At 70.1% G+C, this 15,267-nt stretch carries 17 protein-coding genes and 1 pseudogene; 12 read left to right on the top strand and 6 right to left on the bottom strand.

The window, feature by feature from the left end; all coding sequences use genetic code 11:
* Nucleotides 1–8: 8 nt before the first annotated feature.
* Nucleotides 9–266 (top strand): AEC family transporter, encoded by a 258-nt coding sequence (locus tag ACIQ7Q_RS21795; RefSeq protein WP_403864433.1) that lies wholly within the window; start codon nucleotides 9–11, stop codon nucleotides 264–266.
* Between the two features lie 18 nt (nucleotides 267–284).
* Here the strand turns inward: ACIQ7Q_RS21795 and ACIQ7Q_RS21790 are convergent, their stop codons facing one another.
* Nucleotides 285–647: a tetratricopeptide repeat protein gene (locus ACIQ7Q_RS21790; protein ID WP_403864430.1), complete on the bottom strand. Its 363-nt coding sequence runs from the start codon at nucleotides 645–647 to the stop codon at nucleotides 285–287.
* 145 nt (nucleotides 648–792) lie between these two features.
* Here ACIQ7Q_RS21790 and ACIQ7Q_RS21785 point away from each other — a divergent pair, with 145 nt between their 5' ends.
* The 4 genes from ACIQ7Q_RS21785 to ACIQ7Q_RS21770 all read left to right on the top strand — a co-directional run bounded on the left by ACIQ7Q_RS21785 (nucleotide 793) and on the right by ACIQ7Q_RS21770 (nucleotide 3,859).
* The gene (locus ACIQ7Q_RS21785; protein WP_403864427.1) at nucleotides 793–1,758 is read left to right on the top strand and encodes a pirin family protein; all 966 of its coding nucleotides are present in this window, start codon (nucleotides 793–795) and stop codon (nucleotides 1,756–1,758) included.
* Nucleotides 1,759–1,982: 224 nt separating this feature from the next.
* Nucleotides 1,983–2,516, top strand: a complete 534-nt coding sequence (locus tag ACIQ7Q_RS21780) for an O-acetyl-ADP-ribose deacetylase (RefSeq protein ID WP_403864424.1) — start codon at nucleotides 1,983–1,985, stop codon at nucleotides 2,514–2,516.
* Nucleotides 2,517–2,599: 83 nt separating this feature from the next.
* Nucleotides 2,600–2,758, top strand: a complete 159-nt coding sequence (locus ACIQ7Q_RS21775) for a hypothetical protein (protein ID WP_403864421.1) — start codon at nucleotides 2,600–2,602, stop codon at nucleotides 2,756–2,758.
* Nucleotides 2,759–3,241: 483 nt separating this feature from the next.
* Nucleotides 3,242–3,859, top strand: coding sequence for a GNAT family N-acetyltransferase (locus ACIQ7Q_RS21770; RefSeq protein WP_403864418.1), 618 nt, complete (start codon nucleotides 3,242–3,244; stop codon nucleotides 3,857–3,859).
* Nucleotides 3,860–4,221: 362 nt separating this feature from the next.
* On the opposite strand, the gene ACIQ7Q_RS21765 is transcribed toward ACIQ7Q_RS21770, so the two are convergent.
* Nucleotides 4,222–4,950 (bottom strand): SDR family oxidoreductase, encoded by a 729-nt coding sequence (locus tag ACIQ7Q_RS21765; protein WP_403864415.1) that lies wholly within the window; start codon nucleotides 4,948–4,950, stop codon nucleotides 4,222–4,224.
* 153 nt (nucleotides 4,951–5,103) lie between these two features.
* Here ACIQ7Q_RS21765 and ACIQ7Q_RS21760 point away from each other — a divergent pair, with 153 nt between their 5' ends.
* The 4 genes from ACIQ7Q_RS21760 (at nucleotide 5,104) to ACIQ7Q_RS21745 (ending at nucleotide 8,738) form a co-directional block, all read left to right on the top strand.
* Nucleotides 5,104–5,580: an RrF2 family transcriptional regulator gene (locus tag ACIQ7Q_RS21760; protein ID WP_403864813.1), complete on the top strand. Its 477-nt coding sequence runs from the start codon at nucleotides 5,104–5,106 to the stop codon at nucleotides 5,578–5,580.
* A gap of 480 nt (nucleotides 5,581–6,060) precedes the next feature.
* A complete protein-coding gene (locus ACIQ7Q_RS21755; protein WP_403864412.1) occupies nucleotides 6,061–6,567 on the top strand; it encodes a cupin domain-containing protein in 507 nt (168 codons plus the stop codon).
* Between the two features lie 676 nt (nucleotides 6,568–7,243).
* The gene (locus ACIQ7Q_RS21750; protein WP_403864409.1) at nucleotides 7,244–7,717 is read left to right on the top strand and encodes a carboxymuconolactone decarboxylase family protein; all 474 of its coding nucleotides are present in this window, start codon (nucleotides 7,244–7,246) and stop codon (nucleotides 7,715–7,717) included.
* A gap of 82 nt (nucleotides 7,718–7,799) precedes the next feature.
* Nucleotides 7,800–8,738, top strand: coding sequence for an RNA polymerase sigma-70 factor (locus tag ACIQ7Q_RS21745; protein WP_403864406.1), 939 nt, complete (start codon nucleotides 7,800–7,802; stop codon nucleotides 8,736–8,738).
* Between the two features lie 216 nt (nucleotides 8,739–8,954).
* Here the strand turns inward: ACIQ7Q_RS21745 and ACIQ7Q_RS21740 are convergent, their stop codons facing one another.
* From ACIQ7Q_RS21740 to ACIQ7Q_RS21725, 4 genes are all read right to left on the bottom strand, one after another.
* Complete coding sequence (locus tag ACIQ7Q_RS21740; protein ID WP_403864403.1) at nucleotides 8,955–10,232, bottom strand: PP2C family protein-serine/threonine phosphatase; 1,278 nt, start codon at nucleotides 10,230–10,232, stop codon at nucleotides 8,955–8,957.
* A gap of 235 nt (nucleotides 10,233–10,467) precedes the next feature.
* Nucleotides 10,468–10,707 (bottom strand): hypothetical protein, encoded by a 240-nt coding sequence (locus ACIQ7Q_RS21735; RefSeq protein ID WP_403864401.1) that lies wholly within the window; start codon nucleotides 10,705–10,707, stop codon nucleotides 10,468–10,470.
* A 106-nt stretch (nucleotides 10,708–10,813) separates the two neighbouring features.
* Entirely contained in the window at nucleotides 10,814–12,049 is a 1,236-nt protein-coding gene (locus tag ACIQ7Q_RS21730) for a DUF418 domain-containing protein (protein ID WP_403864398.1), read from the bottom strand.
* Between the two features lie 156 nt (nucleotides 12,050–12,205).
* The gene (locus ACIQ7Q_RS21725; RefSeq protein WP_403864395.1) at nucleotides 12,206–12,889 is read right to left on the bottom strand and encodes a DUF899 family protein; all 684 of its coding nucleotides are present in this window, start codon (nucleotides 12,887–12,889) and stop codon (nucleotides 12,206–12,208) included.
* 172 nt (nucleotides 12,890–13,061) lie between these two features.
* On the opposite strand from ACIQ7Q_RS21725, the pseudogene ACIQ7Q_RS21720 reads away from it, so the two are divergent.
* The 3 genes and pseudogenes from ACIQ7Q_RS21720 to ACIQ7Q_RS21710 form a co-directional block, all read left to right on the top strand.
* Nucleotides 13,062–13,234: pseudogene (locus ACIQ7Q_RS21720) on the top strand (hemerythrin domain-containing protein); the annotation flags it as partial.
* 242 nt (nucleotides 13,235–13,476) lie between these two features.
* Complete coding sequence (locus tag ACIQ7Q_RS21715) at nucleotides 13,477–13,929, top strand: CBS domain-containing protein (protein WP_403864392.1); 453 nt, start codon at nucleotides 13,477–13,479, stop codon at nucleotides 13,927–13,929.
* A 225-nt stretch (nucleotides 13,930–14,154) separates the two neighbouring features.
* Nucleotides 14,155–14,991 carry a universal stress protein gene (locus ACIQ7Q_RS21710; protein WP_403864389.1) on the top strand — a complete coding sequence of 279 codons (837 nt, stop codon included), beginning with the start codon at nucleotides 14,155–14,157 and terminating at the stop codon, nucleotides 14,989–14,991.
* The last annotated feature ends 276 nt before the right edge of the window (nucleotides 14,992–15,267 follow it).

Below are 15,267 nucleotides of genomic sequence, written 5' to 3'. Positions count from 1 at the left end.
GCGGGCGCGTGGAACGGCGGGTCCTGGTCACCCTCAAAACGGTCCTGCAACCGCTGGTCGCCTACGCCCTGGCCCGCTTGCTCTTCGGGATCGAGGGCCACAACCTGCTCGCGGTCGTGCTGTGCGCAGGCCTGCCGACGGCCCAGAACGCGTTCGTCTTCGCTTCCCAGTACCGGCTCGACACCACCCTCGCCAGGGACACCGTGCTGCTGTCCACCCTGCTGTCCATGGGGCCCCTGTCCCTGATCACATGGTTGCTGTCGTGACCGCCCGCCGCCCGAGGGTCACGCCGGTTGCCCGCCTGCCGTCACCTGCTCGCCCGCCATCGCCGCGGCCATCCGCAGATGCGGTGCCGCTTCGTCCGGCCGACCCTGCCGCTCGAGCGTGCGGCCCAGCATCAGGCGTGCGTAGTGCTCCACCGGATCGTGCTCCAGCACGGCCACAAGCTCTTTTTCCGCCTTGCGGAGCTGCGCGGAGTGGTAGTACGCGCGGGCCAGCAGAAGCCGCGGACCCACCGTCCCGGGGGCTTCGGCGACCAGACCGTCCAGGATGCGGGCCGCCGTGACGTACTCCTTGGCGTCGAAGAACATCTGCGCCCGGTTCCAGCGCTCGGCGGGGGTGCCGAACTCGTAGTAGCTCCCGTTCACCTGTACTCCTTCCCGGTCCGTTCCCGGTCCCATCCCCGTCCTGTGCCTGTCGACGGTGTGAACGCGGCAGCGGTGCCGGGCATTCCGCAGCGGGAAGCCCTGCCCGGCCCGCCCGCCGGCGACGCGCAGGAACTAGGTTGTGCGCATGAGCAATCTCGATCGTCAGGCCATCCCGTCCGTGTGCGGTGGTCGGGGTTTTGTCGTCGCCGAGCCCGTCCGTGAGCTTCTCAGCCCCCGTCGGGTCCGGCTCGGCGGGTCCACCGAGGTCCGCCGGCTGCTGCCCAACCTCGGCCGGCGCATGGTGGGGGCCTGGGCCTTCGTCGACCACTACGGTCCCGACGACATCGCCGACGAGCCCGGCATGCAGGTGCCGCCGCACCCGCACATGGGTCTGCAGACCGTCAGTTGGCTGCACGAAGGCGAGGTCCTGCACCGCGACAGCACCGGTTCACTGGCGACCATCCGCCCCCGTGAACTGGGCCTGATGACCTCGGGCCGTGCGATCAGCCACTCCGAGGAGAGCCCCCGGCCGCACGCCCGTTTCCTGCACGGCGCCCAGCTGTGGGTTGCACTGCCCGGTACCCATCGCGACATCGACCCCCACTTCCAGCACCACACCGACCTCCCGACCGTCACCGCCCCCGGCCTGACCGCCACGGTCGTCCTCGGCACCCTCGACGGCGCGGCCTCGCCCGGCTCGACGTACACCCCGCTCGTGGGCGCGGACCTCGCCCTCGCCGACGGCACGGAAGCGATGCTGCCCCTCGACCCGGACTTCGAGTACGCGGTGCTCTCCATGTCGGGCGAGGCCCACGTCGACGGCGTCCCCGTCCTCCCCGGCTCGATGCTCTACCTCGGCTGCGGCCGCTCCGAGCTGCCTCTGCGCGCCGAGTCCGACGCCGGACTGATGCTGCTCGGCGGCGAGCCGTTCGAGGAGGAGATCGTGATGTGGTGGAACTTCATCGGCCGTTCGCACGAGGAGATCGAGGCGGCGCGCACGGCGTGGATGGAGAGCTCCCGCTTCGGCGAGGTGAAGGGCTATGACGGCGGCCGCCTGCCGGCTCCGGAACTGCCGCCGGTGGGGCTCAAGCCGCGGGGAAGGGCACGCTGAGCTGCGGTCGCGCGAAGGGACCGTCTCCAGCGGCAGAGGGCCGCTCCTACCGATGTCGCCGGCTGGTCAAGAGCTGGTGGTTCTCACCTGTCGGCCGGGGTGCGGACGGGTGCGCGCGCTGGGCCTGCCACCTGCAGAGGCCTGCTGATGACGTCCGGTGCCGGCCGACCCGCCTGCCTCGCGCGCCGAACGTGAAGGCAGGCGCGTCGAGGGATGATGGGCCCATGACGAATGCGGCACCGGCCATCATCCTCGTCCGCGGCGACATCACCGAGCAGCGCGTCGACGCGATCGTCAACGCGGCCAACTCCTCGCTACTGGGTGGCGGGGGCGTCGACGGCGCCATCCACCGCAAGGGTGGACCCGAAATCCTCGCCGAGTGCCGGGCGCTGCGCGCCTCCCGATACGGGAAGGGCCTGGCCACCGGGCAGGCCGTCGCCACGACGGCCGGCCGCCTGGACGCCGCCCACGTCATTCACACCGTCGGCCCGGTGCACTCCACATCGGAGGATCGCTCGGAGCTGCTCGCCTCCTGCTACCGGGAGTCGTTGCGCGTGGCCGCCGGGTTGGGGGCGCGCACCGTGGCGTTTCCTGCGATCTCGACCGGCATCTACGGCTGGCCCATCGACGACGGCGCCCGCATCGCGATCCGCACGGTCCGCGAGACAGCCGCCGATCCGGTCGTCGAGGTCCGCTTCGTACTCTTCGACGAGCCGGCGTACCAAACCTTCGAGGCCGTTCTGTCGGCCATGCCCTGAGCGGGCCGGTCTGCGTCGCTCGCAGCGACCGCCTCTGGACCCCGTGCCGGAGCCCTCATCGGGCTGCCATCGCGGCTGGTCCGGTGGCTGCCGTTCTGGCGGTGCCGGGCGCAAGCGATGTCGTCCACCTGAACGTGATCAAGGCAGTGGCGTGGGCCTACGTCACGGGTGGGCTCGGCGTCGTCGCGGCACTCGCTCTCGCCGCCATTGGATGGACCATGGCGGGCATCGCCCACCCGTGACGTCGGCGCTCCCGTGCTCGCTGATCCTTCCGCGCTACCGCGACGTCCCAGGTCGGCACATGGGGACTCTGAGGGGGCGATCAGGCGCCTGGGCAAGCCGGCACCCGCCCGTATCGACGACAGCCGGGGCAGAACCGCGGTCACGCCAGGGTGACTCGCATCCCGCCTTCGGTCAGGGCGTCGAGGACAACGGCGAACAGATCGTACGGCTCGCCGTCGGGCGTCAGAGAGTGGGACAGGTGCTCGCGTGCGGTGGTGGCACGGCTAGCTGGTGCACGGCGGGAATCATGCCCGGTCCAGGAGCAGGTGGTGAAGCAGAGTCTCCGCCGGCGGCCAGATGTATGGCGGCAGTTCGCCGGGGACATCGCAACAGAGGACGGCGATCGAGTATGGGGGCTGTCCCAACGGGCAAGAGAATGCAGGCAAGTTGGCACAACAGCGGATCGGACCCCACCGCCACGTCGAAGATCACAGGGGTACAGAATGACCTCTATGTCGATGACGAACACGCCCAAAACAGCCATGGTCGACGACGCCCGGTTGATCAGTCGCACCCTTGCCCGCGCCTTCGACGACGATCCGATGATGCGCTGGTTCTTCCCCGATGGCGCCTCGCGCGAGGTGGGGTTGGGCCGCTACTTCTCCACGATCTTCACCCGGCAGTACGTCCACCACGCCGTGTGTGAGCGCACCGAGGCGGCGGCCGCCTTCTGGGTACCGCCGGAGGCACAGGCCAAGGCCGTTCCCGATGCCGAGACCATCCAGGAGCTCAAGAACATACTTGGCGACCGGGCTCCGTTGCTGAGGGACGCCGTCGAGACGGCCGCCGAGCACGCACCCCAGGAACCGCACTGGTACCTGGCGTTGATCGGCGCCGACCCGGCGGGCCAGGGCCAGGGCCAGGGTGCTGCTCTGCTCCGCTCCGGCCTGGCAAAGGCCGACGCGGCGGGCCTGCCCGCCTACCTGGAGTCCTCCAAGCCGTCCAATCTGCCGTTCTACGAGCACTTCGGCTTCACCGTGCAGGAAGAGCTGCGGCTGCCGGGGAACGGTCCGACGCTGTGGGCGATGCGGCGCGGCCCGCACTGCCCGGCAGAGGTCTGATACTCCGCATCGCGGGGCAGCCGTTGCCGGGTCACCGCCACAACGACCAACAACGCCATCGCTCCGGCCAGCATGCGCGGCCCAAGACCAGCTGCGCGGGGGAGAGTCCCTCCAAAGCGACTGTGATGAACAGGAAGCTTGTACCCCAGGTCAGCGCCAGTGCAAGGAACTGGCCGAGCACCGTACGTGAGCCGCCTGCCCTGGGCCGAGTCATACATCCTCCCGTGTGTCGCCCGGCTGCCCGGCGCCCCGACGTGCGCGTGGGGGCCGCCGGGCGGCCGGGCGCCGCGCGTTCTTCCGACAGGCCGCGGCGGCCAGGTCCTGGCTGTTGCGTTCCGCGCACCGGGGAGGGCGCGAGCGGTTCAGGAGAGCCAGTCGGTGTAACGGGTGGGGGCGAGCTGGGCGTCCTTGTCGGTGAGGACGTCACCCTTGACGGCGGCGAACATGCCTGCGGTGGGGTCGGTGACAACCGCGCGGCCGTCGGAGTTGTGCGCCAGGGTGAGCCGGCCCAGCTCGTCCAGGGAGAAGACCTCGGGGCCGGCGATGTTGCGAATGCCCATCAGTGGGGTACCCCCGGCGACCTCCGCCACCGCGGCGGCCACGTCCTTGGCGGCCATGGGCTGGATCGGCGTGGCGGGCAGCCGGACGGTGTCGCCGTCGGCTGTCCAGGACAGGACCGCGTCGATGAACTCCATGAACTGAGTGGCGCGGACGATCGAGTAGGGGATCGGGCCGACCGTGAGGATCTCCTCCTGGAGCGCCTTGGCCCGGTAGTAGTCCAGCTCCGGCACCTGGTCCACGCCGACGATTGAGAGGATGACGAAGTGCCGGACGCCGCCCTTCTGGCCCGCGGCCAGAAGGTTGTCCATCGAGGTCCGGAAGAAGGCCGGGGAGGCTTCGTCGAAGGTCGGGGAGTTCGTCAGGTTGACGATGACATCGGCTCCCGCCACCGCCTCGTCCAGTCCCTGGCCGCTGATCACGTCGACGCCGGTGGACTGCGAGTGCGGTACGGCCTCGTGGCCGCCGGCGTTCAGATTCTTGACGACCTGGGACCCGATCAACCCGGTACCGCCGATGACCGCGAACTTCATGACATGCCCTTTCGTCGGGAGATGTGTCCGCAATATGGCATAGGTCCCAGATATGAGCGCTGCGGAGCCTAACCCGGACACCTCTTGTCCGAGACTATACGCGGACATTCGTTGTCCGAGTCAAGGGCGCCTGGTTAGAGTGACCGAGTGAAGATGTCCGGCGGAGTCGAATGGGCCCTGCATTGCTGTGTCGTCCTCACGTCGGCCGATGGTCCTGTCCCCGCCGCCCGGCTGGCGGAGCTGCACGACGTCTCGGCGAGCTACCTGGCCAAGCAGCTGCAAGCACTTTCTCGCGCCGGGCTCGTGCGTTCGGTGCAGGGCAAGGCGGGCGGCTACGTGCTCACCCGCGACCCCGTCTCGATCACAGTGCTCGATGTGGTCGAAGCGGTCGACGGCCCGGACCAGGCCTTCACCTGCACGGAGATCCGTCAGAGGGGTCCGCTGGCCACTCCGGCGGAGTCGTGCGTCGTGCCCTGCGCGATCGCCCGCGCGATGGCCGGGGCGGACGCGGCTTGGCGAGCGGCGTTGCGGTCCGTGTCGATCGCCGACCTGGTCCGGGGTGTCGACTCGGACTACGGCCCGGACGCGATGGTCGGCATCCGGGCTTGGCTGACTGCGCCGGACGCGTGAGGTCCCGGAGACGCGGAACTCCAGCTGCCCGGGCCCTCGCCCGCCGTGCCGCGTGAGGGGTTGGTCGACAGCGGTGTCGCGTGGGCGTCGCGGGCTCCCGTCGGCCGGCGACGCCGAGGGTGAAATGCCGTGCCTGCAGCTCCTGTTGATGCACGGTGCGGCATGAGTCATCCGCTCAGCGCTCGGGCGTAGTTCCTTGTCGAGGTGCTCGGGGGCGAGGTCATCTCTCCCGTCATGACCGTTGGTTGCGACGTCCCACTGTCGACCACCGGTGCATGCCCTGCGCATGTCGCCGCAGCAGTGGCGAGGTCAGGCGATGGTCGACCATCGGTGTGAGGCGACCCATGACGTCTCTCCTGGACGATCTCCGTGCGGGTGGAATCGCTGGTCTTGCGAACGGCCACCTACTGCTGGGCGTCCCCGGATGCGGGGCATAGAGTGGCAGAAAATGGTGAAAACCGCACCGCTTGGGAGGCCGTCATGGGGGCTCTCCGCTTCGTAGTCGAACCAGACGAGGGCAAGTCGATCGGGCTGGGGGGCATAGGGGTCGACTTCAAGATCATGGGAGAAGAGACCGACAACCAGTTCTCGATCGTCGAGCACCCGATCGATCCGGGCCGTCTCGTACCGCCACACATACACAGCCGCGAGGACGAGTTCTCGTACGTCCTGCAGGGCCGGGTCGGCGCCCGCGTCGGCGACCAGGAAGCGACGGCAGGCCCGGGCTCGTACGTCCTCAAGCCGCGAGGGATCCTGCACACCTTCTGGAACGCCGGGCCGGAACCGGCGAGGATCCTGGAAATCATTTTCCCGGCCGGCTTCGAGCAGTTCTTCGACCAGATGGGCACGGTCGCCGAGACAGCGACCGGTCCCGCCGAGTTCATCCAGCGGCGCGACGAATTGGGCGAGCAGTACGGCCTCGAGTTCTCGGACGAGTGGGTCGACGAACTCACCGCCAAGTACCGGCTCAAGCTCGTCGGCGAATAGCCGCCTCCGGGCCCGCTCAAGGCTGCCGGCGCCCGCCTGCCGTGCGCTTCGGCACTGCAGTCGCGCACGATGGGTCGACATCAAACGCTTTCACCTGCCGGCCGGCTCGCCGGCCGACAGGGACCTGCCGGCCGCCTTGGATGGCGCATTGCGCAGTTCCGGGACGCATACGACGGAGCCGGGGCCCGGCTTGAACCACGCCACGATCAGTGGTGGTCGGACCGGATCACTCCCGACACATACGCGACCGTCGACGAAGCGACCTCGATCGGCGCGTTCACACTTGGGCCACCAGCGGTGTCCCCTTCCTCCTGACCTGAACTCACTTCTGGACGAGGCCGTCACACTCCCACCCACCAGGCGGCGAGCCGGTACAGACTCGGAGCGCTGCCCGATGGTACGCACCACGACTACGGCCCCGTTCATCTCGAGTTTCACGAACTCGCCCTCATCGGCCGCCGAATCGGTACCGCCAGCCTCCTTGTCGCAGCCGACGACTGCGAACTCGCCACGAACGAGTTCCAGTCGCCGGGTCACGTAGCGCTGTGCGCCGTGGACCGGCCCCGGCGCCCGCCGCTCCAACGGTGAGACGCAGGTCACATCCGTCGATGTCACAGGGGGGCGGGCTACGCCGTCTCAGGGGGTGTAGCCACTGACGACCACGGAGGAGCACACCATGGACGCGCGACTGAACTACTTCACCGACCCGACCGCCGGCAAGGCCTTCAAGCACCTCATGTCGGTGGGCAGGGTGATCAAGGAATCGCCGCTGCCGGCCGCGACGCAGGAGCTGGTGTCGCTGCGCGTGAGCCAGATCAACGGCTGTGCCGTCTGCATCGACATGCACACCAAGGAGGCCGCTGCTGCGGGCGAGACCTCGGTGCGACTGAACCTGGTCGCGGCGTGGCGGGAGGCCACGGTGTTCACCGAGGCCGAGCGTGCCGCGCTGGAGCTGGCGGAACAGGGGACCCGGATCGCGGATGCGGCTGGTGGGGTCCCGGACGAGGTGTGGGCGAACGCGGTCAAGCACTACGACGAGAGGCAGCTCACCGCCCTCGTGCTCCTGGTCTCCGTCATGAACACGGTGAACCGGTTGAATGTCATCACCCAGCAGCCGGCCGGTGACTACGAAGCCGGGCAGTTCCACTGAACGCCGCCCGGCTGATCACAACAAGCCGCCTGTGTCGGCGAGGTCGGACAGGTGAACCGACCTCAGGGGGAGGGGAGTGGGCGTGACCAAGGTCGAGGACTTCGAGGAGCTGCGGCCGCTGCTGTTTTCGATTGCCTACCGGATTCTGGGCAGCGTGAGTGAGGCCGAGGACGCGGTGCAGGAGACGTGGCTGCGCTTTGACGGCTCGGAGACCCGGCCCACATCGACCAAGGCCTTTCTGTCGGCCACGGTCACACGGATCTCGATCGATGTGCTGCGTTCTGCGCGGGTGCGGCGGGAGCAGTATGTCGGGCCGTGGTTTCCCGAGCCGCTGCTGAGCGATCCGTATCAGGATCCGGAGCGGTCGGTGGAGCTGGCCGACTCGGTGTCGATGGCGGCGCTGCTGCTGCTGGAGCGGCTCAGCCCGCTGGAGCGGGCGGTCTTCCTGCTGCGGGAGGTGTTCGCCTTCGGGTTCGACGAAGTCGCCGCGGCGGTGGGGCGTTCGGAGGCGGCATGCCGGCAGCTGCTGGTGCGGGCGCGGCGGCACATGGAGGCCGGGCGGCCGCGGTTCGCAGCGGACCGTCAGGAACGGCAGGAGCTGGCGGCGCGGTTCTTCGACGCGCTGAAGAACGGCGATGTGGGCGGGCTGCAGAATCTGCTGGCCGCCGACGTGCAGCTGGTCGGGGACGGCGGAGGCAAGGCCCCGCAGCTGGCCAAGGCCGTCATGGGCGCGGAGAACGTGGCCCGACTTCTGGGCGCCTTCTTCCCCTGGCTGATCCGGGTCGGCGTGACGTTCGAGCCGCAGGAGATCAACGGCCAGCCCGGCGCCATCTTCCGCGACCGGGACGGCAAGATCCTGCACACCCTGGTCCTCGATGTGCTCGACGGGCAGATTCAGACCGTCCGTGGGGTGAACAACCCCGACAAGCTCGGCCACCTCGGGCCGGTCGCCGACATCTGGGCCATCGACCGCGAGATGAAGGAGGCCCGGCGGCGTATGAACCGAGCTCGACCGAGGTAGCACCGCGCGTTCGGCGGGGTGGGCTCTCCGTTCGAGCGCAAAGCGCGCGTCCGCGATGACGGCCTCGTCGGGAGGCGGAGTAGTGCAGGCAGCAAATTGCCCAGCGCCGGCAGCAGGTTGCCCAGCACAATCAGCAGCCCCGCGCCGCCCCGCCCCGCGCAGGCAGCAGGTCGGGGCGGGTGGCGTGGCAGAGCGCGCCCACCGGCAGGGCGCCTCTTACGACGACGGAGTGCCTGGGCACAGACGGATGATGACCAGCGCGGTGTCGTCGGTGTTTCCGGCCGGGGAAATCAGCTCGGCCAGCAGGGTATCGGCCAGGGTGTCGGCGTCGGCTGTCCCATGGCGGGCAAGGCAGTCGGCGAGCCGACGCAGACCGGTGTCGATGTCCTCGCGGCGTCGTTCGATGAGTCCGTCGGTGTAGAGCACGAGGATGGCGCCGTCCGCGAAAGCGGTTTCGGCTTGGGGCCTGGGGGCGTGTTCGGGGCGGGCGCCCAGCGGGGGATCGGTGGCCTGGTCGAGGAACTCGACGGCGCCGTCGGTGTGAAGCAGGGCGGGCGGAGGGTGGCCGGCGCTGCTGTAGAGGAGGGTTCGGTTGGTGCAGTCGACGACCACCTGTACCGCGGTGGTGGACTCGGCACCGTCGACGGAGCGGGCGTACAGGCCGAGTGTGTCGAGGGCCGCTGCAGGGCCGTCGGCCACCCGTACGGCGGCGCTGAGTGCACTGCGGAGCTGACCCATGACACAGGCTGCGGGCAGGCCGTGGCCGACGACGTCGCCGACGGCCACCGCGATGCGGTCTTCTGGCAGTTCGGCCAGGTCGTACCAGTCGCCGCACACGTTCAGGGCGCCGACGGCGGGCCGGTAGCGCACGGCTGCCTGGCGGAGGCCGACCGGACTGGGGGCGGGCAGCATCGCTGCCTGCAAGGTCAGTGCGACTTCCCGTTCGCGGGCGTAGGCCTGGCGCAGTCGCTCGTTGACCTCCTGCAGTTCCCGGGCGCGGGTGTACAGCTCGGCCTCCAGCACCCTGGCCTGGTCCCCTCCGTCCCGGCCACCCCGCGCGCGGATCAGCTCGGTGACCTCCTCCACCCGGTGCAGCAGCAGAACCACGCGCCCGTCCGGGCCGAAGACCGGGGCGTTGACCGGGCTCCAGTACCGTTCCTCCCAGTCGCCGGGCCGGTCGGGGTGCTCGACGTCGTAGCGCTGAAGGGCCATGGCATCGCGCTCTCCGGTGGCCATCACCCTCCGCAGGGACACCTCCAGGTTGCGCATACCGGTCGCGGCGGGGTCGTTGGGGTTGTCGGGGAAGACATCGAACAGGTAGCGGCCGACCACCTGGTCACGGGTGCGACCCGACATGTGCAGGAACGCCTCATTCGCATCCGCGTACACGAGGTCAGGGGTGAGCACCGCCACGGCTCCCGGCAGAGCACGGAACACTGCTGCGAAGTCGACCCCGGAATGCGTCACGTCAGTTCCCGGGGGCGGTCGGCGCATGCCCGGAGGGCAGACCGCGCGGTCCGGCGGCGGGCGCGGCCGTAGCCGCCGGCCGCAGAGGGGTCGAGGGCATGGGTCTCCGAATCGTCGGTACAGGTCGTCGGTGCAGACAACGTTCGAGCTAACAGCTGCCGTTGGTGGAGTGAGCGCGCAACGCCGCTGTTGTCCTTCGGACGAAGGAACCACGACACCGAAGAGGAGCCCGACGACCGTGAGACGGCCGTTGCCTTTCGTGTCAGCCGTGAGGCCCCGCCCTCCGGTCTCGGACGCGCACCTGGTGGCGCAGCTCCGCCCACCCGGTGCTGGGCCGGTCCGTGCCCAAGTGCGGATCGGCGAAGATCTGTGCCGACAGACGCAGCAGGCGCCGGCGCAGCTCCGCCGTGCCGTACGGGCGCGGGACGGCGAGCGCCCGGTAGACCCGGTCCCACTCGCGCTGGACCTGCATCAAGTCGTCGGGAAACGTCGATCGCGCCATGCCCGCAGTAAAACGCGTGTTCGATTTTCTCCGCCACGTCGGACGCACCGGACCCGACGACAACGGGATGGGCTGTCCTGTGCCCGGTCGGCAGGGGAGGCCGGCGTCACCGGCTCAGGCGGGCGGGCAGCGTGAGCGCATACATCACGTACTCCAGCGGCCCGCGCCGGAAGAACCGGGTCCACACGAGGGCGAAGAGCATGGCTGCCGCGGCGAAGCAGAGGAAGACCGGCAGGGCGGCGGAGTCCGGCAGTTCGTCGGTGCCCAGCAGCTCGATGGCGAGGATGTGGCCGACGTACGCCGTCAGCGCGATCGATCCGACCGCCGTGACAGGCGTGGCGAGCCACCGCACACGCGCCCAGGTGCCGGTGCCGATGAGACAGGCGGCCAGCACCGCCAACGCCACGCCGGTGTGGCCGAGGATGGACAGCGTCGTCTGGCTGTGCGGGGAGGCCACCAGGAGCCAGGCCGGAATGCCGGAGACGGGGTCCTCACCCACGGCGTCGGACCACCAGCCCGACGACGCGATCCCGGTGTCCGACGCTTCCCGTACCCCTTCCAGCGCCCCCGGGACGAGGTGCAGGGCCAGCCATGATCCGCCGTAACCGATGACAGCCAGCACCCCTCCGAGCAGTCCCACCTTGCTTACGACGCCGGGCCGGCCGAGGTCCAGTTTGGCCACCGCCATCCCGGTGATGATCAACGGCAGCCAGGTCAGGACCGGGTAGGCGCCGGTGACGAACAGCTCGATGATCCCGTCGGAGTCGGTGAGGCGGGCCAGCGGATCGTGGGCGATGAACACGTCCGACCAGCTTCCGTTGTCGACCGCCGCACGCAGCAGGTACAGGACGTGGGGCATGACGAGTGCCGACGCCGCGGCGATGGCGCCCAGGGTGGCGGCCCGTAGCCGGTACAGCGGAAGGGCGAGGACGAAGAGGACACCGTAATAGGAGAGGATCACGTCGACATCGGTGCCGAGGGCGGTGAGGACGTATCCCAGGGCGATCAGGAAGAAGGCGCGGATCAGTACTCTGCCCATCGCCTGACGCCCCGCCCGTCCGGTTTTCGGCTGCGGCCGGCCGGTGAGGATGACCAGCGAAAAGCCGGCCAGCACTGCGAAGAGGGTTGCAGAGCGGCCGCGGGCCGCTTCCATCGCCCAGCCCACGGCACCGCCCACCGACGGATCAGGACCGGTGTGCGCGGTGAACATGCCCAGAATCGCCAGACCTCGGGCCAGATCCAGGCCCACCAGCCGTCCTGTCGACGACGTATAGGTGGGCCCGCCCGGTTCGGCCATGGCCGGCGCTTCCGGGGCTGTACCCGGCATTACATCGCGCCTCATGCTTCCACGATCAGGTTGGTTGCTGGATTCAACCACCCAACACGTGTCCGGACCTGCCCCCGCCGATCGGCCGGAACGGGCCCCGCTGACCGACCGGAATCGGCGCCGTGGGCCCGCCCGTGGATGGAACGCCGGGGTGCGGCTCACCCCGGTCGGTCAGTAGTCGATGGTCGGGTACCAGTCGCCGCGGCCCTGCGGGGTCAGGTCGAGGAACTGCCACACCGGGGCCAGGAGGTCGATGCCGCGCTCGTCGATGTCGTCGGCCATGCGTGGGTGGGCGGAGTAGAAGTGGCGGATCGTGCCGTCGCCGTCACGAGTGAAGACGGAGACGGTGGAGTCCTGTTCGCCGTCCTTGTCCTCGCTGCCCAGGTCGTACTTGAACGTGCTGTCGCCGCAGCTCAGGAGCCGTAGCCGGTGCCAGCCGCGGTTGCGGGCGTGCTGCCGCAGGGCCGGCGGGTCGGCGGCCGCGGCGACGGCGAAGTCGGCGTTGCGGGCGATGTGGTGGGCGACGCCGTTGAGGCCGTCGACCCACATGGTGCACATCGGGCAGGGGTTGGTCCGCAGCTTGCCGTACATGAGGTGGTAGACGACAAGCGGGCGGTCGGGCGCGGTGAACAGCCCGCTCAGAGTGACCTCGCGGACCGGTGCGTCGCCGGCGTCGAGGTCGGCCGGACCCTCGAGGAAGACGTAGTCGTCGACGGGTGGCCCCTGCGGGAGCGCCCGTCGCTGGGCCGCGACCTTCTCGCGATGGCGCATGAGCTCGATCTCGGCCAGCCGCAGCTCTTCGCGGGCGGCGAGATAGTCGGCCGGTTCCTCGGCCAGGTTGGTCTGCCGCAACATCGCTTCCTCCTGGGATGGCCTTCCCCCGCCCCCCTCCCGGTCAACCCGAGCTCCCAGCCCCTGCGGTGCACCGGTACTCCGAGTCTAGGGCGGCTGCGAGGGGCGCCGACAGTCGAGCCGAAGCCCGTGCGGTGACACCGGCGAGGCGGGCTGTTCCCCCAGCTCGTTCGGCTGCTCGGCCGAGCAGCCGAACGAGCTGGGGGACAAGGCGCACGCGGCCAAGGCCAAGGCGCCCACCCGCCCGCACCCGGCCGCCCCCGACAGGCCCCGGCCGACAAGCTCCTCGGGCCCGGCGCCGGCCTGGTGGACCGCGCCCGCGGCATGCTCAGGGGCCGCGCCCGCTGAGCACACGGGGCCGGCGCTGTCCGGCGGCGGTTTTCGGTGATGTCGGGGACGGGCGGGGAACCCGCCCGTGGTGAGAGTGGGTTCACCATCCTCATGTGCAGCACGGTGCCCCGTGGCGGCGTCGGCGACGCCAGGGGGAGAGGTGGGCCCCAGGACGGACGGCGCTGGGAACGGGCGAGTGGGCTGCGGACGGCCTGCGGAGGGCTGCGGTGTGGCCGGCGCGGAAGCTCGAGGAGGCGGTCATGCGTGCGAAAGATCTTGCTGAGCCCTACCCCTTCGTGACCACGGACGACGAGGCCATGGCCGCCGCCCGGTTGCTGGCCGAACAGTCCTTGCCGGCCCTGCTGGTGCTCGATCTGGACGGGCAGCCGTATGCGATCGTGCCCGGCTCACAGCTCATCCGGCGACTGCTCCCCGCCTATCTCGTCGACGAGCCGCAGCTTGCCGCGGTGCCCGTCGTGGGCGGTGAGCTGGCGGAGCGGCTGAGCGGGCTCTCGGTTGCCGAGTGGGTGCCACGCCGCATGTACCCGCCGCAGGTCGCCGGGCCGGACGCCCGTCCGATGGAGGTCGCGGCCCTGATGGCGCGCTCGCATTGCCCGCTCGTGGCCGTCATCGAACGCGACGGCGATCAGGTCACGCTGCTCGGCACGGTCACGGCGGCCCGCCTCATGGAGCACTTCATCCGACAGGCGTGAGCCCATGAACCCTCGACACGCCTCACGTCGTCCCGTGACGCCGCAGCGGTCTCCGGTTCGTCGGCTGCCGACCCCCCGGTCGCTGACCGGTGCGGGCCGACGCTCCCCCATGGTCGACCTGAGCATGCGCATACCGACAACAAGTGCGTGATGGATGGCCGGTCGGGTCCGGACGAGGGTGCCGGTGCGGCAGGCTGGAGAGTGCGGGGGACGGAGGAGGGCGACATGGGTGGTGGTGTCGTAGCCGCCGGAGTGAACGATTCGGCGGAGAGCAGAGCGGCGGCGGCGTGGGCCGCGCGGGAAGCGGTCCTGTGGGAAACCGGGCTGCGCCTCGTACACATCGAGGAGTGGCCGCTGCCGCTGGCCGTAGCGGTGCCGACGGTCGACCGGACGGATCACCGCCACTGGGCCGACGACCTTCTCGACGGCGTCCGCGACGCGGTGCTGCGCGAGCATCCCGGACTCACGGTCGAGACGCGCCGGCTCTCCGGCAGACCCGCCGCCGCGCTGGCGGAGGAAGCGTCGAAGGAGGACGTGGAGCTGTTGGTGCTGGGATCGCGCGGGCTCGGCACGGTCTCGGGGGTCCTGATGGGGTCCGTGGGCATGGCGGCGGTCGGGTCCGCCCGTGCGCCCGTCGTTCTCGTGCGGGAGAACGGAAGCAACCCCGGCGGTGATGTCGTGGTCGGCACCGATTTCGGGAGTTCGCACGACGCCGTGCTCGGCTTCGCCTTCGCGGAGGCGGAACGGCGGGGCTGCCCGCTGCGTTGCGTGCACGGCTGGACGCTTCCTGTGGCGATGAAGGCCGAGGTGGCGCGCAACGTCGCCGAGGAACTGCGCGCCGAGCTGCTGCCGTGGCGCCGCGCCCATCCGTCGGTGACCGTCGTGGAGCGCCCCCTCATGGGCCCGGCCGCCAAGGTGCTCGTCGACGAGGCTGCCGGAGCCGAGCTGGTAGTGATCGGCCGACGCGAGCGGCGATCCCCACTGGCCCCGCACATCGGCCATGTCGCCCACGCGGTGATCCACCACTGTTCCTCACCGGTCGCCGTGATCGCCCACCGGTGAAGTGGGAAACCGGCGACGCCCACGATGATCCGCTGCCGATGCGCCGATCCGCCGACGATGCCGGCGAGGTGACTGTCGACGTCGGGTGTCGGGGTGTGTGCCATGGCGGTCAGTGCGTGTCCGTGCTGGTCGGTGGCCCACGGACTCAGCCAGGACCCCGCCCTCCCCGGAGGCTCACGGGTGCGCCGATCCGCGCCGCGATTACTGGCGACCGCGACCGCGGCCGGGCCCTGGCCCGGCAGCCGGCTGACCAGGACAGTGGACAAGCGCCGTATA

This window comes from Streptomyces sp. NPDC096176 (genome assembly GCF_044763255.1).
GTDB lineage: Bacteria > Actinomycetota > Actinomycetes > Streptomycetales > Streptomycetaceae > Streptomyces.
Note: the sequence above shows the minus strand (reverse complement) of the source record. Positions and strands in the feature narration are given on the sequence as shown.